This window comes from Ketobacter sp. GenoA1 (genome assembly GCF_003671475.1).
Lineage (GTDB): Bacteria > Pseudomonadota > Gammaproteobacteria > Pseudomonadales > Ketobacteraceae > Ketobacter.
Window position 1 is genome coordinate 109002 of record NZ_RCHM01000032.1, and the last position, 21781, is coordinate 130782.

The following is a 21781-nucleotide window of genomic DNA, read 5'->3' on the forward strand; positions in this document are numbered from 1 at the left end:
TTGGCCTGTGGTGATGGGGCATGGGAAGTACCTTCTATTCTGCGTGCAATGGGTGGTTGGGAATTAAATCGGGCTCAGCAGCATGTCTAACCGGGTCAGGAACCAAAAGCAGCCGATGCTGCCCACCGCATAGATGGCAGTGGTTTCCATCCAGCGGGGAAAATGGGATTGCAGGCTGCGGTGACTCCACAACAGGGCCAGCACAATCAGCACAAAACTCAGCTGGCCCAACTCCACGCCCACATTGAAAAACAGCAGTGCCGCCGGCAGATTTGCTTCCGGCAATCCGATCCCGGTCAGGGCGCCGGCGAATCCAAATCCGTGCAGCAGGCCGAAACCAAAGGCGATGGCCCAGGGCATGCGTGCACTCACGCAGGGCTCACCGCGCTTGAATTTGAGTACTTCCACGGCAACGATGGCGATACTGAGTGCGATTGCTGCGTTTACCGGCTTCTCGGGTACCCCCAGCCAGCCCAAGGTCACGGCACCCAGTGTCATGCTGTGGGCCACGGTGAACGCCGTGATGGTCTTGAACAGCATCCAGCGGTTGCCCACCAGCCACATTAATCCGAGCACGAACAGCAGGTGATCCACACCCAGCATAATGTGTTCAAACCCCAGAGGAAGGTAGGAGGCCATGATCCGCGTAATCGGCAGATTGCCGTTTGGATTGAGAGCAATATCGGGGTTGGCCCCGGTGAGGGTGTAGGTCTGGGGTTGCTGATCGATCCGGTCTATCTGTACCACCGCGGCGGAATAACGCTCTCCCAATTGCTGCAGGGCGAGTGTACCGTACAGATTCTTCTCGCCACATTGCAGACGCGGATAGTCAAATTCACAGTGGGCGGGAAACACCACCGTGGGGGGGAACTGATTGGTGGATGAGGAATAGGTCCACTCTACATTAAAGAGCCCGGTTTGGCGCTCGCTGATGGTGAGCAGCGCAATCGGTGTTTCATGGGCCAAAGCCTTGGTACAGGTCAGCGCGAGCAGGAACAGACAAACCAGGGGGATGGGTTTCATGTTAGTTGACCCTGCTGCTGACGGCATCCAAAGGTGTTGTCTGCGCTGTATTCAGGCGTGCCGATAAATGGGGGCTGAGGGCAAGTTCTATGCGATAGCGATCAGCCAGGCTCTTGGTTTGGTCAGCCAGTTGAATGTCGTTACGGAACTGTTTCCAATCCCGGATCACCTGGTTTCTAACGGATTCCAAAACAGCGGGCTGGCCCGGGTGGATGCCGGTGATGCGAACCATGCGCAGGCGGTTGTCCTGTTCGATCACCTGCCACCGGTTGGTGGCGTTGCCGAGCAGGGTTCCACTGGCCGTCGCGCCCAGCATGGTTTCCAGGTTGCTGGCGGGCCGTTGGCGATAATGACGCAGGCTGGGTTGCAATTCATCGGGCAGAGGTTCGCCCTGATTCAGGGCCTGTGCCAGGGTTTCGGCCTGTGGCAGGGTATAGGTTGCGGTAAGCGGAAACTGCTCGAAATCGTAAGCCGTCGGCAGGTCGTATCGGTCCCGGTTGAACTGGAAAAAGTCAGTGAGTTCCGCTTCGGTCGGCGTGTCAACGATGATGCGGTTGAATAATACGTTGCGCATTTTCAGGACCAGACGGTTGCGAATCATCTCATCCCCCTGATCCATCTCCATCTGCAGCGCTTCACGGTAGAGGATTTCATTCTGCGACCATTTAACGATCATGTTGTTGAGTTCATCCGCAGAAGGCTCGCGCCCCTGGCCCTCCTCAAAGATATCGATGAATTCCAGCAAGCGTGCATCATCAATAACAATGTGGCGGGGGTCCGGTCGGTTGCCCAGCACATAGCTGTCCAGCGCAAACATTAACAGCGCCAGGAGCAAGAACTGAATCAACGGTTCACGAAGCCAGGATGAGAACAATGAAGAAGGCATAGTCTTGGGTACTTTTCCTACGGTGCTTGTGGTTAAGCGAAGCAGGTCGCAAAGGTGTCCGTACCGGCGGCCTTAATGAAACAGCATGAAGCAAGCTGGAACGCTATTAATAAAACGTTTGTGCTACAGAAATATGAAACGACAAACATCCGCTGTGTATTCTGATTGCAATATTTCGTTAGTGAAACTTCAAAAAATCATCACCTAAATGACATTAACAGGGTTTAAAAACTATCCCTGTCAACTTGGCCGGTTGCAATCCATGGAAGGGCTTGTCGTCAGACGAGATAGGGTCAAGTGCATCAAGCAGTGTCTTGCTTCACCTATCAATGTCAATGTTATCTAAAAAGAACTCGGGGGTTCTTCCATGAACAAAAATGTAATGTCTGCTGCTCTGGCGGCAGCGGTGGTCAGTGCGGCGGGAAATGTCAGCGCCGGGCAGTACCTGTCAGGTGATTTCCATAACCACACGACCTGTTCCGATGGTTCTACGTCGGTTAAAACACTGACCCGAAAATCACTGGAGTATTTGGACTGGTTTATTCATGTTGGCCACAGCGGCCGCGGTGCCCGGGATTGCCGGGTCAGCGATTTCCTGTACTTAAATCGCGACAGTGAATACAACCGTGGCTTGTGGGTGAACTCACTGCCGGCCGGTGCGGCGGATATCAAGGGTGACGTGCGCTACGACACCATGCGCAATGGTGCTCAGGTGGAATCCATGTGGCGCTGGCAGAGCCTGCAGGAATTCAACCTGGGTGATATTGTGGAAGAGCGTAACCTGCCGGGTAACGAAGATAAGTCCGCTTTCCTGGGAGTTGAGTGGGTCGTGCCCGGGCACGAGCATTCCAGTAACTCCATCAGTGCGGGCCAATATGGCGAGTCACCGAATTCCGATGCACTTGCGCAGTTTGAATATTGCTTTGCGCGTAACTCCGACGATACCAGTCAAGGCGGTGGGCAGGGCTGGACCTGTGAATTGTCTGAACAGGGTAACAACACTATTAAATCCCTGTTCGCCGGGCGGCCGGAAGAAGGCACCGCTGACTACAACTCCACATTGGTTGGCGGCATTAATATCGACGATGGTGGTGAGCATGTGAAATCCACCGCCGCGGTATTGTGGATGCAGGAAAACTTCCCCGGCGCGGCGTTTGCGGTACAGTCACACGTTGAACGCCAGGGTGCATTCATTGCCCAGGATGATGAAGGCTACAACGTTGAACACATGCGTGACTGGAACACCGTAGCCCCGGATGTGGCTTTCGGCTTTGAAAGTCAGCCTGGCCATCAGGCTGTCTATGATCGTGGCAGCTACAATGCGGGTCGCCCCACTGCGGGGTTGTTCACCTATGGCGGTACCGGTTGCTATGGCGCGGCGGAAGCGGCCAGGCCCGGTCTGCACTTTGATGGAACGCCTTTGACACAGGCTGATTTTGCCGCCGGTTCGGAGTATGAGGTGATTCCAGACAACATGGACCCGGCCAAGGTAACACTGTGCCGACCGGGTGTGCGTACCATGTGGGATGCCATGTTGAGCGAGGGGCGTCGTTTCTGGTTCTTTGCCAGTTCCGATTGGCACAGTCGCGGCAGTTTTGGCCCCCTGGATTTTGAATCAACCAATGATTTCTGGCCCGGCGAGTATCAACAGAATTTTGTCTGGATCGAAGACGCGGAAGCCGAAGATCGCGCCCAGGCCATCGTTGACGGTTTGCGCACCGGTAACTCGTTCACGGTACAGGGGCAGCTCATCAGCGGCGATCTGGAGTTCAAGGCCTGTACACGACAGCAGTGTGCCACCATGGGTGAAACGCTGGCGGTTCGCAGAGGGCAAATGGTGCACGTGTTGTTGGAGGTGACCGATCCGGCAGGCAAGAACAACAGCAAGTACAGCTTTGCCAATCCATCGTTGCTGCAGATCGGTATGAACGTGCCTCTGAACGAGCCGGAGCTGGCCCAGGTTGACCTGATCATGGGGGCTGTGGGCACTGAGCTGAATCCAACGGATCCGGAGTATTATAATCCCCTGGCGCCGGCGTCTACCCGCATTGTGAAAACCTGGGATGACCTGGGTGGTTCCGGCCATGGTTGGGGTCATAGATGGGCTCACCGGAAGGCTGAGAAGGACAACAGAATAAAACTGCTCTACAGCTTCCGTGCTACCGAAGATGCCTATGTTCGTGCTCGCGGCAGCAATATTCCCGCCGCTACGCCCAACGAGCGTGATATGTACGGCAACCCACTGGCGGATAACCTGAGTGACAATATTTTGTGTGAGGATGCCGCCTGTCCACCCCACGTGAATGGCGTGCTGACAGCGGATGTGGAAGCCTGGGCGGATATCTGGTTCCACACCAACCCCATCTTTATCGAACTGAAATAGTTCTTTAACCGATCAGCAAAGGGCCCGCAACGGGCCCTTTTTTATAGGGTATTACCGGGAGCTAATCGCTCTCACCCCACAGATACTCATCGATCTCGCGCATCATGAACTGGTTGTCTTTTACCGTGCGTGCCACCTGTTCCGCCTCTTCCCGGGTATAGCCGTGCAGGTTGAAGCTGGTGGTGCCGGCGGGGTGGCCTTGGTAGAACAGTTGGATGTCCAGTTTCCAGTTTTGAGGTTCGTCGGCGCAGGGGTTAAGGCGTATGTGAGCTTTCAGACTGCGTTCCAGTACTGAAATATAATTCAATGTATCCATTCAGGGTCAGTCGTCCCAGCCTTCTTCGTCCATCAGGTCGAAGCGGTTCTCCCCCGGGCCCTGTTTTTTCTTCAGTATGTTCGCCAACCAGAACTCGGGTTCGCCGTTGAGTTGGCTCTGAATGGCGTCGATCAACTCTTCCACGTCGGGGCCACCGCTGACTTTCATTGGTGTAATGCCAAGGGCGATCAACTGGCGGCTGGCAGAGCCGCCCACCGAGCCGCAGTAGACAATATCGGCGCCCACCAGCCAGGCCAGTTTCGGTTTCAGCTTGTCTTCATTGCCGTCTTTTTTCTCATAGCCAAAGTCCTTGCTGGTGATCAGGCGGGCGTCTTCGGTGCCGACGCTGAAAACAAAAAATGCCTGCGCCGAACCAAAGTGCTGATCCACCAGATCACCGTCGGATGAGGCAAAGGCCACGATTAATTCACCGTTGCCGCAGACGGCATCTGCGACGCAGTCATGGTCGGTGGTGGTGGCCAGGTTTTCCATGGTCATGGTGGTGTCTCCCCTTGCGGCACGATAGTGGAATGGATTCTGCAATCATCGAACCAGTCTGGTGAACCCTGCTGTTGCCGCTTTGATTTCTGAAAAAGATATTCATATCAATTGGTTAGTGGGGTTTTGTCGGGTTTGTGTCAGGCCGCGCCGGTTTGATTTCCTTGGCCGTTAGATGACATTGTTTTATTTGCGACAATGTGGAGACAGGTGGAGTTGGGTAACAGGTTATGATTCACAGCATTGGACTGAAAGCGGCACAGGAACAGAAAAGCGGACAATACGACATTCGCACCCGGCACCTGGATGCGGAGGGCAGGCCGTTGTACGTGAATCATCTGATTCAGGAGGTGTCGCCCTACCTGTTGCAGCATGCGCATAATCCGGTGCATTGGCGCAGTTGGAACGATGTCAGTTTTCAACTGGCGCAGGAGCAAAACAAACCGGTGTTTCTGTCGGTGGGTTACAGCACCTGCCATTGGTGCCACGTCATGGAAGAAGAAAGTTTTGATGATGTGGAAGTGGCCGAGTACATCAATGAAAACTTTGTTGCCATCAAGCTGGATCGTGAGCAAAGGCCGGATCTGGATGAGGTGTATATGACCGCGTTACAAGTGATTCGCGGCAATGGCGGCTGGCCGATGTCCATGTTTTTGACACCGCAGGGGGCGCCTTTTTTTGGCGGCACGTATTACAGCAAGCCTCAGTTTTTGCAGGTGTTGCAGCAGGTGCATGCCCTGTGGCAGGAGGAACGGCAGGATCTGATCCGGCAAGGCGCGCAACTGTTGGCGTCAGTCAGGCAATACCTGGAACCGGCGGTCACCGGCCAGACCCTGAATACTGACTTGATATCCGCTGTTGCCGGGCACCTGCACAAACTCTCCGACACCCGCCACGGCGGCTTCGGACAGGCACCGAAGTTTCCTCAGGAACCGTATCTGTTGTTTCTGCTGGATCAGGTGGCCCGCCAGCCGCAAGCAACCTTGGCGGATAACCCATTGTGGCAGGAAGTGCACCGGGCTCTGGACGCCATGTTGCGGGGAGGTATCTATGATCAGGTAGGGGGTGGCTTTCATCGTTACGCGGTGGATCATCGGTGGCAGGTGCCGCATTTTGAAAAGATGCTGTATAACCAGGCGCAACTGGTGCAGGTGTACGCCCGGGCCCACGCCATATCCGGAAATCCGGAGTACCGGCGCGTGGTGGAGGAAACACTGGCCTACGTGAGCACGGAATTGCGTGATGAGCAGGGACTGTTTTATTCCGCCAGCGATGCCGACAGTGAAGGGGAAGAGGGGCGCTTTTTTATCTGGAGCCAACCCGAACTGAAGATGCTGTTGTCTGCACCGGATTACGCTTTGTTGTGTCAATGCTATCAGATTGACGAAGCGGGTAACTTTGATGGAAAAACCGTATTGAATCTGCAGGCGGATCTGCAGTCGCTGGCCCTTCGGCTGGGGCTGGACTATGGGTATCTGTGCCAGCGCATCCGTGAAATTCGGCAATGCCTCTATGCTCACCGCGCCAAGCGCGTAGCGCCGATGCTGGATCAGAAAATCATTACCGAGTGGAATGGGATGATGATTGCCGCGTTTGCGTTGGCCGCGCGGCTGTTGCAGCGTGAAGATTACTATCTCATTGCAGCCCATGCCGCCCGCCAGATCCTGCGGCGGCATCGTCGGGAGGATGGAGCCCTGTGGCGTTTGAGCCTGGCGGGGGTAAGCAGCCAACAGGCTCTGCTGGAAGATTACGCGCAGCTGCTGGCGGCGCTCATTGCGCTTTATGACGTGCAGCAGGACCGTTTCTGGTTAGAGCAGGCCATGTCACTTTATTGTGGGGTAATGGAGCTGTATTGGGATAAACAGGCCGCTGGTTTCTTTGTCAGTGCGCAGCAGTCCAGCGGGCCGTTGCTGGTTAACAGTAAAAATATTGCCGACACTGCCACGGTCAGCGGGAATGCCATGATGCTGCATAATCTACAGGCGTTGCTCGCCCGTAGCGGTGAACTGTTATTGCAGAATCATATTCGTCGGCAGGTGCAGGTGTTCGCGGCAGTGGTGAATAAAAACCCGTTGTCTTCACCGGTGTTCCTGCAAGGCGTGGCCGCTCTGAAATTCGGCAATGTGGATGATGTTCAATACGCCGCCGGCGGGGCTGCATGGTGCCGGTTGGATGCTGTGTCGCGGCAACAGGAGGGCCCAACGACCATTCGCCTGGTGCTGGGCATGAGACCGGGATGCTATGTGCAGACTGCGGCCATCGGCATTCAGGTTCAGCCGCAGGCCGCCGGGATCAGGCTGCCCCGGCAGGAGCGGTTGACGGAACCCTCGGCAATAAACCTGGTTACCCCGTTTCTGCCGGGTACGGCCCTTAGTGTGAAATTAACCCTGCAGGTGTGCACAGAGGACAGCTGCCATCCGCCGGAAACCATGCAGCTGACGGTGTGGGTTTAAAACACCAGACACACCACCGATTGCAGTTTGCCTTTGATGATGAAGGGAATGAATACCGTACGCTCATGTTGCAGGTGATCACTTTCCTCCACCAGTGGGCGGCCGGTGAGCCAGACTTCCCCCAACGCGCTTTGGCCCCGCACAAAGGCCGTGTCCAGATAACGTTGTTCCAGATCACTGCCCTGGCAGCAGAAACCGGATTTAAACAGCAGGTAGCGATCGTCCAGGTCAGGCATCCAGATCTCAAAGCGGCGTGCCATTGGGGTTTCCAGAGTGGAGAGGAACGTGACCACCTGCACCTCGCCGTCGGTGTAGGTGAAAGGAATGGCGAGGCCTGACGTAATGCCGCATTCTTCGGCATTGCGCGCCCGCAGAAAGCTGTTGGAGCTGGGCAGGTTGTTCATCAGCACCGGCCGGTTCTGATCCCAGGCGCGCCCCGGTAAACCTCGCCCGTGAATGATGGTCAGGCGGCGCGACAGCCATTCAAAACGCTCCAGTTGTCCATAGTAGCCATCGGACAGTTTCAATTCATTATGGCTGTTATAACGGTTGTGCCAAACTTCCACCGCGCCGGATAAAGCCGGTTCCGAACCGCAGAACAGCACCACAATGCCCAGTAGAAAATCCCCGGCGAACACCGGAATGGAAAGGCCGCAGGACAGGCCGGCCTCGTTTGCCAGTTGGCTGCGTTTGAAGTGTGAAGTATTCAGATCGGTCCAGATCAATGGCCGTCGTTGCGCCCAGGTTTGGCCGGGTAACCCTTCTCCGAAATTGAAGCCCATGGTTTGACTGGCGCACCGGAAATCTGCCAGCTCCCCGTAGTGAGCCGACGACAGCACCAGAAACTGCCCGCTCACATCCGGCTGCCAGATTTCGGCGGCCTTGATGAAATACGACATACCCTAATCCCCGATAGCAGCAATCTGGGATTAGGCTACTATCAGCACCTTTGTGATGGCAACTTAATAATCAAGCTGGATGCTGTGTGAGCCGTTTCCCCGGTTTTGAAAACACAGTTTAGGTGGAAGTTTGATCGGTGGTGGGGGGTTCTGCCACCCAAAACACGTAATTTTCACAGAGCAGCCTGATGACGGTGGACAATGCTTTAAAAACGGTTCCAAAATAGGGTTCTTTTTCTACCAATCGTCAACCCGGGGCACCGTGCGAGAGGTGGTGTACAACAATGGATGTGGTTATACCTGGCTATGAAATAGTCAAAGAAATCGGAAAGGGTGGCATGGCGACAGTTTATGTGGCCGTGCAAAACAGTTTTGATCGTCAGGTCGCGTTGAAAATCATGGCGCGACACCTCACGGGCGACGACGTTTTCAGTGAGCGTTTTTTTCGTGAGGCGCGCATCATCGCCAGCCTCAATCATCGCAATATCGTGCCGGTGTTTGATGTGGGGCGGGCCGGGGATCATCATTATCTTTCCATGGAATATCTGCCCGGCGGTGATTTGAAACAGCGTCTGAAGCAGGGTATGCGTGCCGACGAGGCGCTGCACGTGATCTATGAAATCGCCATGGCCCTGTCCTACGCCCACTCCAAATCCTATATCCATCGCGACATCAAACCGGAAAACATCCTGTTCCGTGAAGACAACACCGTGGTGTTGACCGACTTTGGTATTGCCAAGGCCTTGGATACCTCCGATTGCAATATGACCTCCACCGGCATGATCGTTGGCTCTCCTCATTACATGAGCCCGGAACAGGCATTGGCCCGGGACATCGATACCCGCTCCGACATCTACAGCCTGGGGGTGGTGTTTTACGAAGTGCTGGTGGGCAGGCCTTTGTACGATGCCAACTCCTCCGTTGCCGCAGCGATCAAACACATCTCGGAACCGATCCCGCAATTACCGCAAACCTTTGCTTATCTGCAGCCCATCCTGGAGCGGATGGTGGCAAAGGCACCGGCCGACCGCTTCCAGTCTGCCCTGGAGGTGGCGCAAGCGCTGGAGCCCTATCTGCGGACGGCGCCGGATAACTGGCAATCGGTGGTACTGCAGGATTTTGAAAGTGAAACCGAGGGCGGCACCCGCATTATGGTACGCAGTACCGGGCAGCATGGCACTTCGGTTGCCACCCCCGCGCCCATGCCTTCCAGCCGCGCTTACAGTGCTTCTGCTCCCACCCTGCATGGTGCAGGCCAGAGTTCACAACGACTCACCCGGCTGTCGGATGTTGCCGTACAGTGGCAGCATCGCATGGGGGATGCCCTGAAGCATGGCCGTGACTGGGTGCAGCGGGAGCGCGGCAAGGCCGCTGCCATCGCCGCCGGTGTGGTACTGCTGGCGGGTGCCGTTGCAGTGGTGGACATGCAGGATAAGGCCACGGCTACCGCGCCCGTGGCAGAGCGCGGTAGCGCTGCGCCTGCCACCAAAACCGCAGCCGCGCAAACCATCCCCGAGGTGGCCCTGCAGCAGGCGCCTGAGCCAGCCCGTGGTGGAGCAGAGACGGCAGTGGATGATAGCGTTTCCGTTGCTGCGCCCGCGCCCGCCAACGATGTGCTGAACGATTATCTGGTGCAGCTCGAGCAGCCTGCCTCTGACCTGGAATCTGATCCGGAATATGACCCGGAATCTGATGTTGCCTCTGATGCTGCCTTTAGTGCTGCCGCCGATGCCGACACTGCCCAGGCATCTGCTGTTACTGAGGATGCCGATGGGCCCCTCCCAGAAGCCGAGCCTGCCGCGGCGGAAGCAGAACAACAGGCCGGCGGCATGCAGATTATCGCCAGTGCTGAAGCAGCGGACTCGATAGAGAACGCGCAAGATCAGGCGGTACAGGTGGCGTTATTGCAGACCGTCAGCGAGCAACCGCTGGCAGAGAATCCGTCCGCTGGCGAATCCATGGAGGATTACACCGGCACAGCAGAAGTGGAGGCATTGGTGGCCCGGGCCGATGGGGCGTTGCGCCGGGACCGGCTGATGGTGCCCCTGAAGAACAGTGCCTACAGCTTATACCAACAGGTGTTGGCCCTTGATCCTGATCACCCTGCCGCCCAACGGGGATTGGATCGTGTGGTGGCAAAATATCTGTCCATGGCCAGCCGACAGTTAAACGCCGGCGATCTGCAGCAGGCCCAGGGCTTTGTTGATCGCGCCGCCAGTGTGGCGGAACTGGATGCGGTATCCGATGGTAAGAAGGCGGACGTGCAGTCCATGCTGAAGGCGGTGGAGCGCGTGCGTTATCTGGAATCCATGGAAAAACTGGAAACCTGGATTGCGGTGTTGCGGCAGAAAGAAAACGTTACCCTGGACGATCTGAACAAAGCCTATGCCTCCTATATGTCGGTGTTGAACAATCATTACAACGATCCCAAAGTGAGTGTTGCCCATGATGTTTACGCCAATGCATTCTTCGCGGCGGGCAAGCGTTATTTCAAACAGGAGAATCTTGAGGTTTCCCGGGAGTTGATCGCCAAAGGTTTGGAAATCAATCCCCAACATGAAAAGCTGCAAGACTTAAATGCCCGTTGGCAACGCAAAAAAGACGGCGACGAATATTTTATGGATCGTTTCTATTGAGCTGCGGCAGATGCTTTGACCACGTTCCAACCGGGTTAACGGCTCAGCAGTGCAACATGGGCTGACGCCTCTTCCACACCCCAGAAACCGCCAACATTACATTGCAGGCCAATGCGCGGGTGGTTGATCTGGCGCGGGCCGGCTTCTCCCCGCAGCTGTGTTACCAGGTCATACAGCTGGGCAATGCCGGTGGCGGCAATGGGGTGGCCCCGTGATTCCAAACCCCCGGAGGTGTTGATGGGGATGCGGCCACCGATGCAGGTGTCACCCCGTTGCGCCAGTGTGCCGCCGGCACCCGGTTCACACAGGTGCAGATTCTCTGTTTCAATCAATTCCCCCACGGCGGTGGCGTCGTGCACTTCCGCCACACTGACCTCCTCTGGCCCGACACCGGCTTTGGCATAGGCCTGGTCGGCAAGGCGGGTGACCAGATGCTGCTGCAAATCGCTCGCCGCCCGTTCCCGGCCCGAGCCGGTGACAGTGGCCAGTATTCTGACCGCCCGCCCCTGTACACCCAGCTGCGCCAGTTTACTGCCGTTACAGACAATGACCGCCGCGGCGCCGTCACTGATGGGCGCACACATGGGCAGTGTCAGCGGGTAGGTAATGGGGGGAGCCTGCAGGATGTCGGCGATGCTAAAGGCCTGTTGAAATTGCGCCTTCGGGTTGTGCACCGAATGTTGGTGATTCTTGGCGCAAATGGCCGCCACCTGTTCCTGACTGCTGCCGTACAGAGCCTGGTGCTGGGCGAACTCTGCTTTGTACACGTCCATAAACGGGCTGTAGGGCCGGGGTGACTGGCTGCCTTGTGGACTGTCCACCACGGCGGCCATGCGGTTGATGATGTCCATTTGCCATTGGCTGCGTTGCACATCCCAGGCGCTGGTAAACGCATTGAACATTTTGCGTTTGTCCTCGCATACCATTTTTTCGGCGCCAACCGCCAGGGCGATGTCGGCCTGGCCCGAGAGCAGGCTGCGTACCGCCATATGAAAGGCCATACTGCCGCTGGCGCAACCGCTTTCCAGATTAAAGATGGGAATCCCCTGGAAGCCCTGCTCCAGGAAAATGGCATGGCCGCGAATCATGTGCTGGCCATCCATGTAACCCTGCACACAATTGGCAAAATGAATTTCTTCGATGTGATTTTTTTCCAGCGTTGCATCGGTGAGGGCCTCCTCCACGGCGCTGGCACTGAGCTGCTTCAGACTGTGCTGCGGGTGGCGGCCGAAACGGGTCATGCCCACTCCGATGATATAGATATCAGACACTCAATAACCCTTGAATTGTGGTGTGCGTTTTTCCAGAAAAGCCTGCAGACCTTCCCGGTAATCATGGGAGCGGAACTGATCCCGCGCCATCAGGCGCTCGTGCAGAATGGCATCGGCCGCCGTTTTATCCAGCGATTGGTTGGCCACCTGTTTGGTGCGGGTCAGGCCGATGGGGCTTTTCGCGGCAATGATGTCGGCAACGCCGGCCACCCGGTGCAACAGTTGCTCATCGTCCACCACTTCGTTAAACAGGCCGTAGGGGGCCAGTGTCTCCGCCGCCAGCAGCTCACCGGTGAATAACAGGTATTTGGCAATGGGGGCGGGCAGAATGCGCGGCAGAATCGCCGCGCCCCCGCCGCCGGGAACAATGCCGTAGTTGCAGTGGGCGTCGCCCACCCGGGCGCTGCGCGCGGCGTAGATCAGATCGCAACACAGCATCAATTCCAGGCCGCCGGCCGCGGTAATGCCGTTGACGGCGGCGATCACCGGTTTGGGAAAATCACGCAACACCGCAAACAGATCGACAATCCTGTCCAGCACATCGGGTTCACCGGGCGCGTATTCACCGGTCATGGTTTTGAGGTCGGCTCCGGCACAAAAGCCACGCCCGGTTCCGCTTAACACCAGTACCCGGATGTCATTATTGGTTGCCGCAGAGGCCAGTGCCTCCTGCAGGGCGGCCACCAGGTCAAAGCCCAGGGCATTGAGGTTTTCCGGCTGGTTCATGGTCAGCCACAGGGTGTGTCCCAGTAACCGGCTGTTGAGCACAGCGTGCTTGGGTGGGGATTCGCTCATGTCAGGCCTGATGTGATGAAGCTGCTGATTCTGGAATCCAAACGGTATTGCAGGGGCCTGTGAATGTCCTAGTCCACTTGGACGATGGGTCACCACAGGCATCTCCGCATAATGATTTCATTGAAGAATAACGCTTAAACCCACAGACGACTTTTTCTTTCAGTAACGGAATCCTCACGATGTTTGAATTGACGGAAGACCAGAAAAACCTGCAGCACACAGTGCGTGAATGGGCTCGCTCCGAGTTGGCGCCGATTGCTTATGAGCTTGATCAGAAAGCGGAATTTCCCACCGAGCTGTACCTGAAAATGAACAAGGACATCGGTGTTTGCGCCATTCCGTTCAAGGAGGAACATGGTGGTCTGGGCCTGGGGATTCTGGAAATGTCGCTGGCCATCGAGGAGTTGGCCCGGGCGGATCAGACCTTTGCCCTGTCGGTTATGGTGGCGGTGGCCACGGGGTTGACCCTGCAGACCTTCGGCAGTGATCTGCACAAGCAGGAATTTCTGCCCGGTATTGTGGCCGGTACCGCTGTGGGTTCCATCGCCGGTACCGAGCCCCAGGCCGGTTCCTGGACCGCCGGTTTTACCACGCGGGCGGACAAGCAGGGTGACAAGTGGTCTATCTCCGGCGAGAAAGCCTTCATCACCAACTCCGGCACCGATATCACCGCCTACAACCTGGTGGGGGCCGTGACCAGCCCCAAGGATGCCGAAAAAACCAAGATGAGTTTGTTCCTGGTTCCGGCAGGCACACCGGGGGTCGCCATCGGTAAATCCTACGACAAACTGGGCTGGCGTTCCTCGGATACCCACCCCATTTATCTGGATGGCGCAGAAGTGGGTGACGAAATGATGGTGGGTAAAGAAGGTGAGGGCCGCTACATCGTGCACAAAACCTATCAGTTTGCCCGCTGTTTTCTGTCCGCCTGTGCCTTGGGATTGTCGCAGGCCTGCCTGGATCATTCCATTGCCTACGCCAACGAGCGGGAGGCATTTGGCCGCACCCTGGGAGGCTTGCAGATGATCCAGAAGATGATTGCCGATATGGCTGTGAAAGTGGAAACCTCACGCCTGCTGGCCCGCTCCGCCGCCATGAAAGCGGACGCCGGCACCGCCAGCATTTACGAGTTGGCCATGGCCAAATACTACTGCTGTGAAGCGTCGTCGGAAGTGGCGGATCTGGCGGTACAGGTCCACGGTGGTTACGGCTTTATGAACGATTGTCCGGTTTCCCGCTACTTGCGTGATACCCGCATTACCCGCATCGGTGATGGTTCCAGCCAGATTCAGACCATGATCATCGCCAAGGAACTGGGTCTGGATGTGACCTTTACCTAAGCCACACGCAGGGCCCGGCCATGAACCGTATCAACCAGTTTCTACAAGGCATCAAGGTGGTGGATCTGAGCCGCCATCTGCCTGGGCCGTTGGCATCGTTGATGATGCTGGATCTGGGGGCCCGGGTGATCAAGGTGGAACCCCCCGGTGGTGAGGAATTGCGTTTTATCGGCCCGGAGGGCCCCAACGGATACTCCGGTTATTTTGACGCGGTCAACAGCGGCAAGCTGGGGGTGCAGCTGAATCTGAAAACAGCGGAAGGCCGGGCCGGGTTGCTGGAAATGTTGCAGGATGCGGATGTGATGTTTGAATCCTTCCGCCCCGGTGTATTGGAAAGACTGGGCTTGTCGATCCCGCTGTTGCGGCAGGAATTTCCCCGCCTGGTGATCTGTTCCCTGAATGGCTATGGCGAGCACAGCCCGCTGCAGCAAGCGGTGGGGCATGACATCAATTACCTGGCCATGAACGGGGTACTGGAAGGCACCGGTACTGCAGAACACGCGGTTGCACCCTGGCCACCGTTGGCGGATTGCTCCGCTTCCCTGTTCGGCATGAGCGCCGTGCTGGCGGCATTGCTGGAACGGGAGCGCAGTGGCCGGGGTGCGCACATTGAGGTGGCACTGGCGGATTCCGTCATGCCGCTGATGCTGTTTTCGCTGGTGGAGGCGCAACAGAATCAACAGGGCATGCCCCGTGGCCGCGCGCTGTTGAACGGCGGTGCGGCCCGTTACCGCACCTATAAAACCGCCGACGATCAGTGGCTGGCACTGGGGGCGGTGGAGCCCAAATTCTGGCAGGCGTTCTGTTTGGCGGCGGATCATCCTGAGTGGATCGAGCGTATCAACGATGGGTTGCCACAAACCGAACTACAGCGTGAGCTGGAACACTATTTTGCCGGCTTGACCATGTGGGAATGTGAGCAGCGCTTTGGGCAGGTGGATTGTTGTGTCAACCGGGTGGCTCCCTTGGCCCAGGCCTTGAACAGTGAACACATTCAAACCCGCGCCCTGGTGAGCGAGCAGGATGGTGTCATGCAGGCGCTGTTTCCCGCCTATGTGGACGGTAAACCTCCGGCCACCCGGCCGCCCTTCAGGCAACCGTAATCAAGGCAGTTAAACAGGCAGTAAATTTTTCAGGACAGGACATAAGAATAAAAGAGGAATCCACTATGAACATTCGAGATATGATGCGCCGCTCTGCCCAGTTCCATGCCCACCGGCCTGCCATCATTGCAGGTGAATCCCGCCTCACGTTTGCCCAGGCCTGGGCGCGGGGCTGCCGCATGGCGAATCTGTTGTTGTCCATGGGGTTGAAACCCGGCGATGCCGTTGCCTCTCTGGAAGACAACACGCTGGAAGCCGTGGACTTTTTTCTCGGTGCCGCCATTGCCAATATCACCCGGGTACCGTTGTACGCCCGCAACGCCCGCAGCAGCCACCTGTACATGATGGAGCATACCCATTGTAAAGCGGTGGTGGTGGCCGAGCACTATGCTGATCAGCTGGAGGGTATGAACAATGAGCTGCCGGAGCTGGAGCACATCATCGTACGCCAGAACAATCAGTATGAAGACTGGCTGGCCAGCTTTCCGGACACCGACCCGGACGTGGCGGTGGCGCCGGAACAGAATTATGTGATTCGTCACACCGGTGGTACCACCGGTAAACCCAAAGGGGTGGCATTCACGCACCGCGCCTGGCTTGAGATTGGCCGTAACTGGTTCTTTACCCTGCCGCCGGTTAGCCCGGGCGATGTCTGCATGCACATTGCGCCGATCTCCCATGCCTCCGGTTATATGTTTGTGCCCATCTGGCTCATGGGTGGTGTGAACCTGGTGGTGGAAAAATACCAGGTTGATACCGTGGTATCGTTGATGGAGAAAGAGCAGGTGGCCTATATGTTTGTGGCGCCCACCATGGTCAACGACATCATGCAGGTGGCGGGGGTGGACAGCAAGGACTGGTCACACCTCAAATGCCTGATGATTGGCGCTGCCCCCATCACCGAAGCTGCGGTGTGCAAGGCTCACAGTATCTGGGGGGATGCTCTGTGTCAGTTGTACGGGCAGTCAGAAGGGGTGCCGGTGACCATGACCATGGCCTCCGAGTGGGTGACCGAAGTGGAAGGCTCCAATCCCTTGCGCTCACTGGGCAAGGTGCACCCGTTCTGTGAAGTGGAAATCCGCGATCCGGAAACCCATGCCGTACTGCCCTATGGCGAGGAAGGGGAAATCTGTTTCCGCAATGACGGCCAGATGAGTGGTTACTGGGAGAATCCGCAAGCCAGTGAAAAAACCATTATTCGCGGGTTCATACACACCGGCGATGTGGGTTACCTGGATCACAACGGCTACCTGTATATGTTCGATCGCAAAGACGACATGATTCTGTCCGGTGGATTCAATATCTGGCCCACTGAATTGGAGAACGTGTTGGCCACCCATGAACAGGTTATCGAGGTGGTGGCATTCGGTGTACCCCATGATCGCTTCGGTGAATCCCCCTATGCCATCGTGATGGTGAAAGACCCTGCCCTGGTGAGCGAGCAGGAACTCATCGACATGTGTGCCAACGAACTGGGTTCCTACAAGAAACCCATCAAGGTTGAGATTCAAACCACGCCCCTGCCCCGTACGCCGGTGGGCAAAATGAGCCGCAAGTTGATTCGCGCACCCTATTGGGAAGGAACCGGCCGCACCAAATAGCCCGGGCCCATAACAACAGAGACAGTACATGAGTAGAATTACGTCCAAGGTCAACAAGAACGCTGACAGTTTTCGCGAGAACCATGCCTACCACAGCGAACTGGCGCAGCAGTTGCGCCAGCGCATGGCCGACGCTGTCAGCGGTGGCAGGGATCACCTGATCGAACGCCATCGCAAGCGCGGTAAACTCCTGCCCCGTGAGCGTATCGATTTGTTGGTAGACCCCTGCACACCGTTTCTTGAGTTCTCCACCCTGGCGGCCTATGAGCAGTATGGCGGCCGGGTGCACAGCGCCGGGGTGGTCACCGGCATTGGTGTTGTCCACGGTACCCATTGCGTGATTGTGGCCAATGATTCCACCGTGAAAGGCGGCGCCTATTATCCGGAAACCGTTAAGAAACACATCCGTGCCCAGGAGATTGCGCAACAGCATCAACTGCCGTGCATTTATCTGGTGGACTGTGGCGGCGCCTATTTGCATGAATGGGATCGCGTGTTCCCGGATCGGGATCATTTCGGCAATATTTTCTTCCGCCAGTGCAATATGTCCGCCCAGGGCTTGCCGCAACTGGCGGCGGTGTTTGGTGTCAGTACCGCCGGTGCGGCCTATATTCCCGCCTTGTCTGATGAAGTGGTGATGGTGCGCGGCAATGCCACCATTCACCTGGGTGGGCCGTCCATTGTAAAAGTGGCCATCAACGAGGAAATCAGTCCGGAGGAATTGGGTGGCGCCGAGATGCACACCACGGTTTCCGGTGTATCGGATTACATCGCCGAAACCGAGCAGGAGGCCCTGGCCCGCATGCGCGACATCGTGGCGGGGTTGAACCGCAGCTCTCAGTGTCATCAGCGTCGTCAGCAAAGCCGGCCTCCGGTATACGATGTGGACGAGTTGAAGGGCATTGTGAGCAAGGATTTTGCCCAGCCCTATGATATGCGCGAAGTGATTGCACGGTTGGTGGACGCCAGTGAGTTTCAGGAATTCAAGCCGCAATGGGGCACCAGCCTGATTTGTGGCACCGCGCACATCGACGGCTATCCGGTGGGCATTCTGGGCAACAATGGCCCCCTGTTTTCCGATGCTTCGGTTAAGGGTGCGCATTTTATTTCGCTGTGCGAACAACGCCATATTCCCCTGCTGTTCCTGCAGAATGTACCGGGCTTTATGGTGGGTAAAGCCGCCGAGCAGGGCGGTATTTCCAAGCACAGCGCCAAGCTGGTGTACGCCATGTCCTGCGCCAGGGTGCCACGCTTTACCGTGGTGGTGGGTGGCTCGTACGGGGCGGGTAACTATGGTATGTGCGGCCGCGGCTTCCGGCCCAATCTGATGTTTGCCTGGCCCAATTCCGTGGTGGCCACCATGAGCCCGGACATTGGCACCAATGTGGTGTTGGAGCTGGCCAAATCCAGTATCAGTAATCAAGCCACAGCGGAATCACTGGCCAAACTGGATCAGGAAACCCGCGCCATGTATGCCGAGAAAAGCAATGCCTATTACGCCACTTCACGGATCTGGGATGACGGCATCATTGAACCCGGCCAGACCCGGGATGTACTGGCATTGTGTCTGGCGGTGGCCGCCACTCTGCCGCCGGAAGATGAGCGTCGTTATGTTTATCGCATGTAAATGAATTTAGAAAATGGCGCTGAGGATTCGGTGTGCGGTGTGTTGCGGGATGCCAGGCAGTGGTCCCCAGGCACGCTGTCTGCCGGCGCCGGACTCCAAACTGAGAGCAAGTGAGTAAAACCATGAATTACAACACCATCCGGGTCAGCATCGATGAGCGCGGCGTCGCGACCCTGTTATTGAATCGCCCCCAACGTCACAACGCCATGAACGATGAGCTGATTCGTGAGGTAACGGACGCGGCCATTGAAATGGATAACAACCCCGCGGTTCGCGCCGTTGTGCTGACCGGTGCAGGCGAGTCGTTCTGCGCCGGTGGCGACCTGAAATGGATGCAGGGTATCTTTGACGCCAGTCGCGCCGAACGGGTGGAGGACAGTGCCCGCCTGGCGCGCATGCTGCGCACCCTGAACGAGCTGTCCAAACCCCTGATCGGTCGTATAAATGGCCAGGCCTATGGTGGCGGCACCGGCATGATGTCGGTGTGCGATATCACCATTGCCGTAGAGTCGGCCAACTTTGCCCTGACCGAAGTACGCCTGGGATTAACCCCCGCCAACATATCAACATTTGTGGTGGCCAAGATGGGGCGGGCGAATGCCCGGCGCACGTTCCTCAACGCCCGCCCGCTGACCGCCGCCAAAGCCCGGGAGCTGAATCTGGTGGATGAAGTGGTGCCCGACGCTGAGCTGGACCATGCAGTGGAAGAAGAACTCAAATACCTGTTGCAGTGCGGCCCTGGCGCCATCGCCGCCACCAAGAAGCTGATTTTTTATGTGGACAGCCATGATACCGATACCAACCTGATTTACACCGCCAATCTGCTGGCCGATACCTGGGAATCGGCAGAAGGCCAGGAGGGCATTCATTGTTTTTTCAATAAGGAAACTCCCAGTTGGAGGCAGAAATGAAAGCCATCAAGCGTCTGCTGATTGCCAACCGGGGCGAGATCGCCTGCCGTGTGATTCGTGCCTGTAAACGGCTGGGAATAGAATCCGTGGCGGTGTTTTCCGACGCCGATCGCCACAGTCAGCACGTGCTGCAGGCGGACATGGCCGTGCACATCGGTGGCGCTGCCGCCAGCGCAAGTTACCTGAATGCCGACGCCATTGTGGCAGCAGCACAGAAGATCAGTGCCGATGCCATTCATCCAGGCTATGGCTTTTTATCAGAAAGTACCGCGCTGATCTCCCTGTGCCAACAGCATGACATTATTTTTGTCGGGCCCAGCGTGGAAAGCATCGCCGCCATGGGCTCGAAAATTGAGGCCAAGGCCATCGCCCAATCTTTGGATATCCCCACGGTACCGGGTTACAACGGCGAGGCACAGGATCAGGATACCCTGCTCAATGAGGGCAATCGCATCGGGTTTCCGCTGTTGATCAAAGCCAGCGCCGGCGGCGGTGGTAAAGGCATGCGCATTGTGCATGCGGCGGCGGAATTTGAAAGTGCTTTGAAGCAGGCGCGGCAGGAAGCCCTCAATGCGTTTGGCGACGATCGCGTACTGCTGGAAAAATACATCGTACGTCCGCGCCATATTGAAGTGCAACTGCTGGGGGATTGCCAGGGCAGGGTATTGCATCTGCTGGATCGCGAATGCTCCATTCAACGCAACTATCAGAAAGTCATCGAAGAGGCGCCGGTGAGCCATTTGGATGATGCCGTGCGGCAACAATTGTTCGATTGTGCGGTCCGCCTGGGTCAACATCTGAATTATCAGGGTGCCGGCACGGTGGAATTTATTCTGGATGCGGACAGCCGCGAAGCGTATTTCCTGGAAATGAATACCCGCCTGCAGGTGGAGCATCCCACCACCGAAATGGTGACCGGAATTGATCTGGTGGAGTGGCAGATCCGGGTGGCCAGGGGCGAAGCCCTGCTGTGGAGCCAGGCCGATGTGCACGCCACCGGCCATGCCATCGAGGCACGAATCAACGCCGAGGATCCGGCCAATGATTACCTGCCCGAGACCGGTACCGTTACTCTGTACCGTGAGCCTAACGGAGAAGGTCTGCGCATTGACAGCGGCGTGGCGCAGGGATCGGAGATCACACCGTTTTACGATTCCATGGTGGCCAAGATTATTGCCCATGGCAGTAGTCGGGGGTTGGCGGCCCAGCGCCTGTTACAGGGGCTGAACCATTTTGCCATCGGTGGTGTGAAGACCAATCAGGAATTTCTCACCAGCATCATCACCCGGCCGGCGTTCCATCAGGAACTCACTACCCAGTATCTAAGCCGGCAGTTTCCCGATGGTTGGCAGCCCTGGGGCGAGGCCATGCACACCGCCATTGCGGCGGCGGCCTACGCCATGCAGCAGGAATCCGCCCGTAACGGGGCGCCGCTCAACGGCAGCCCCTGGCAGGCCATGGGTGGCTGGCGTTTGACGCAACCCTGTGGAACCCCGGCCAACAGCCGGTTGTGGTTGAACGGCGCCGGGGGATTGCAGGAAATCAGCATCCAGGGGCGCCACGGCGAGTATCGGGTGTCGCTGCTGCCGACAGAGAAAGGCGCAGGTGAAACCACCACCTTTCCCATTTCCCTGTATGCGCCGCAGCAAACAGGCGGCCAATGGCGGGTGGAGCTGGAAGGCACCCACCGTAATCTGGACATCGTGATTCAGGGGCAGCAGGTGGCACTGAGTTCACCCCGCCTGCGCCGCAGTTATCATTTTATCGGCTTGGAAGAAAGTCAGTTGGGAGCGGCTGCGGCCGCCAAACAGGCCGGCAACGAAGTGCGTGCCGCCATGCCGGGGCTGGTCACCGATGTATTGGTGAAGCCGGGGGATCGTGTGCAGGCGGGTGATATTGCTGCGGTGATGGAAGCCATGAAACTGATTCACAATTTGCCGTGCCCGGTTACCGGCATCGTGGATCAGGTGATGGTGGCCGCTGGCGACAAAGTAGAAGACGGCGCCTTACTCATTAGCATAGAAGCGGAAGCCTGAACC

16 protein-coding genes are annotated in these 21781 nt (G+C 57.1%); 9 read left to right on the forward strand and 7 right to left on the reverse strand.

All coding sequences use genetic code 11. The annotated features are described in order from the left end of the window. Window positions 1-63 precede the first annotated feature (63 nt). The gene (locus D9N13_RS13375) at window positions 64-1023 is read right to left on the reverse strand and encodes a HupE/UreJ family protein (protein ID WP_290590917.1); all 960 of its coding nucleotides are present in this window, start codon (window positions 1021-1023) and stop codon (window positions 64-66) included. 1 nt (window position 1024) lies between these two features. Beyond that, window positions 1025-1909, reverse strand: coding sequence for a peptidylprolyl isomerase (locus D9N13_RS13380; RefSeq protein WP_290590920.1), 885 nt, complete (start codon window positions 1907-1909; stop codon window positions 1025-1027). Between the two features lie 367 nt (window positions 1910-2276). On the opposite strand from D9N13_RS13380, the gene D9N13_RS13385 reads away from it, so the two are divergent. Then, entirely contained in the window at window positions 2277-4292 is a 2016-nt protein-coding gene (locus tag D9N13_RS13385; protein WP_290590922.1) for a hypothetical protein, read from the forward strand. Between the two features lie 61 nt (window positions 4293-4353). Here the strand turns inward: D9N13_RS13385 and D9N13_RS13390 are convergent, their stop codons facing one another. Together D9N13_RS13390 and D9N13_RS13395 are read right to left on the reverse strand one after the other, a co-directional pair. After that, entirely contained in the window at window positions 4354-4608 is a 255-nt protein-coding gene (locus D9N13_RS13390) for a hypothetical protein (RefSeq protein WP_290590925.1), read from the reverse strand. A 6-nt stretch (window positions 4609-4614) separates the two neighbouring features. Continuing rightward, window positions 4615-5106: a NifB/NifX family molybdenum-iron cluster-binding protein gene (locus tag D9N13_RS13395; RefSeq protein WP_290590928.1), complete on the reverse strand. Its 492-nt coding sequence runs from the start codon at window positions 5104-5106 to the stop codon at window positions 4615-4617. Between the two features lie 230 nt (window positions 5107-5336). On the opposite strand from D9N13_RS13395, the gene D9N13_RS13400 reads away from it, so the two are divergent. Continuing rightward, the gene (locus D9N13_RS13400; protein ID WP_290590931.1) at window positions 5337-7559 is read left to right on the forward strand and encodes a thioredoxin domain-containing protein; all 2223 of its coding nucleotides are present in this window, start codon (window positions 5337-5339) and stop codon (window positions 7557-7559) included. On the opposite strand, the gene D9N13_RS13405 is transcribed toward D9N13_RS13400, so the two are convergent. Next, window positions 7556-8458, reverse strand: a complete 903-nt coding sequence (locus D9N13_RS13405; protein ID WP_290590934.1) for a GAF domain-containing protein — start codon at window positions 8456-8458, stop codon at window positions 7556-7558. The two genes, D9N13_RS13400 and D9N13_RS13405, sit on opposite strands and share 4 nt — an antisense overlap. 284 nt (window positions 8459-8742) lie before the next feature. Here D9N13_RS13405 and D9N13_RS13410 point away from each other — a divergent pair, with 284 nt between their 5' ends. Next, on the forward strand, window positions 8743-11094 hold the full coding sequence (locus tag D9N13_RS13410) for a serine/threonine protein kinase (RefSeq protein WP_290590937.1): 2352 nt from the start codon (window positions 8743-8745) through the stop codon (window positions 11092-11094). Window positions 11095-11129: 35 nt separating this feature from the next. Here D9N13_RS13410 and D9N13_RS13415 read toward each other — a convergent pair whose 3' ends face one another. Further along, complete coding sequence (locus tag D9N13_RS13415) at window positions 11130-12365, reverse strand: thiolase family protein (RefSeq protein ID WP_290590940.1); 1236 nt, start codon at window positions 12363-12365, stop codon at window positions 11130-11132. Then, a complete protein-coding gene (locus tag D9N13_RS13420) occupies window positions 12366-13160 on the reverse strand; it encodes an enoyl-CoA hydratase/isomerase family protein (RefSeq protein ID WP_290590943.1) in 795 nt (264 codons plus the stop codon). Between the two features lie 179 nt (window positions 13161-13339). Here D9N13_RS13420 and D9N13_RS13425 point away from each other — a divergent pair, with 179 nt between their 5' ends. The 6 genes from D9N13_RS13425 (at window position 13340) to D9N13_RS13450 (ending at window position 21778) form a co-directional block, all read left to right on the forward strand. Continuing rightward, the gene (locus D9N13_RS13425; protein WP_290590946.1) at window positions 13340-14500 is read left to right on the forward strand and encodes an acyl-CoA dehydrogenase family protein; all 1161 of its coding nucleotides are present in this window, start codon (window positions 13340-13342) and stop codon (window positions 14498-14500) included. A 20-nt stretch (window positions 14501-14520) separates the two neighbouring features. Next, window positions 14521-15603 carry a CaiB/BaiF CoA transferase family protein gene (locus D9N13_RS13430; protein ID WP_290590949.1) on the forward strand — a complete coding sequence of 361 codons (1083 nt, stop codon included), beginning with the start codon at window positions 14521-14523 and terminating at the stop codon, window positions 15601-15603. Window positions 15604-15668: 65 nt separating this feature from the next. Continuing rightward, a complete protein-coding gene (locus D9N13_RS13435) occupies window positions 15669-17204 on the forward strand; it encodes a class I adenylate-forming enzyme family protein (RefSeq protein WP_290590951.1) in 1536 nt (511 codons plus the stop codon). A gap of 28 nt (window positions 17205-17232) precedes the next feature. Next, window positions 17233-18831, forward strand: a complete 1599-nt coding sequence (locus D9N13_RS13440) for an acyl-CoA carboxylase subunit beta (protein ID WP_290590953.1) — start codon at window positions 17233-17235, stop codon at window positions 18829-18831. Between the two features lie 122 nt (window positions 18832-18953). After that, complete coding sequence (locus tag D9N13_RS13445; protein WP_290590955.1) at window positions 18954-19742, forward strand: crotonase/enoyl-CoA hydratase family protein; 789 nt, start codon at window positions 18954-18956, stop codon at window positions 19740-19742. Next, window positions 19739-21778 carry a biotin carboxylase N-terminal domain-containing protein gene (locus D9N13_RS13450; protein WP_290590957.1) on the forward strand — a complete coding sequence of 680 codons (2040 nt, stop codon included), beginning with the start codon at window positions 19739-19741 and terminating at the stop codon, window positions 21776-21778. Before D9N13_RS13445 ends, D9N13_RS13450 begins: the two co-directional genes overlap by 4 nt. The last annotated feature ends 3 nt before the right edge of the window (window positions 21779-21781 follow it).

Coding starts and splice junctions, on each gene's coding strand:
- D9N13_RS13375 (WP_290590917.1), bottom strand. CDS start 1,023: ATGAAACCCATCCCCCTGGTTTGTCTGTTCCTGCTCGCGCTGACCTGT.
- D9N13_RS13380 (WP_290590920.1), bottom strand. CDS start 1,909: ATGCCTTCTTCATTGTTCTCATCCTGGCTTCGTGAACCGTTGATTCAG.
- D9N13_RS13385 (WP_290590922.1), top strand. CDS start 2,277: ATGAACAAAAATGTAATGTCTGCTGCTCTGGCGGCAGCGGTGGTCAGT.
- D9N13_RS13390 (WP_290590925.1), bottom strand. CDS start 4,608: ATGGATACATTGAATTATATTTCAGTACTGGAACGCAGTCTGAAAGCT.
- D9N13_RS13395 (WP_290590928.1), bottom strand. CDS start 5,106: ATGACCATGGAAAACCTGGCCACCACCACCGACCATGACTGCGTCGCA.
- D9N13_RS13400 (WP_290590931.1), top strand. CDS start 5,337: ATGATTCACAGCATTGGACTGAAAGCGGCACAGGAACAGAAAAGCGGA.
- D9N13_RS13405 (WP_290590934.1), bottom strand. CDS start 8,458: ATGTCGTATTTCATCAAGGCCGCCGAAATCTGGCAGCCGGATGTGAGC.
- D9N13_RS13410 (WP_290590937.1), top strand. CDS start 8,743: ATGGATGTGGTTATACCTGGCTATGAAATAGTCAAAGAAATCGGAAAG.
- D9N13_RS13420 (WP_290590943.1), bottom strand. CDS start 13,160: ATGAGCGAATCCCCACCCAAGCACGCTGTGCTCAACAGCCGGTTACTG.
- D9N13_RS13425 (WP_290590946.1), top strand. CDS start 13,340: ATGTTTGAATTGACGGAAGACCAGAAAAACCTGCAGCACACAGTGCGT.
- D9N13_RS13430 (WP_290590949.1), top strand. CDS start 14,521: ATGAACCGTATCAACCAGTTTCTACAAGGCATCAAGGTGGTGGATCTG.
- D9N13_RS13435 (WP_290590951.1), top strand. CDS start 15,669: ATGAACATTCGAGATATGATGCGCCGCTCTGCCCAGTTCCATGCCCAC.
- D9N13_RS13440 (WP_290590953.1), top strand. CDS start 17,233: ATGAGTAGAATTACGTCCAAGGTCAACAAGAACGCTGACAGTTTTCGC.
- D9N13_RS13445 (WP_290590955.1), top strand. CDS start 18,954: ATGAATTACAACACCATCCGGGTCAGCATCGATGAGCGCGGCGTCGCG.
- D9N13_RS13450 (WP_290590957.1), top strand. CDS start 19,739: ATGAAAGCCATCAAGCGTCTGCTGATTGCCAACCGGGGCGAGATCGCC.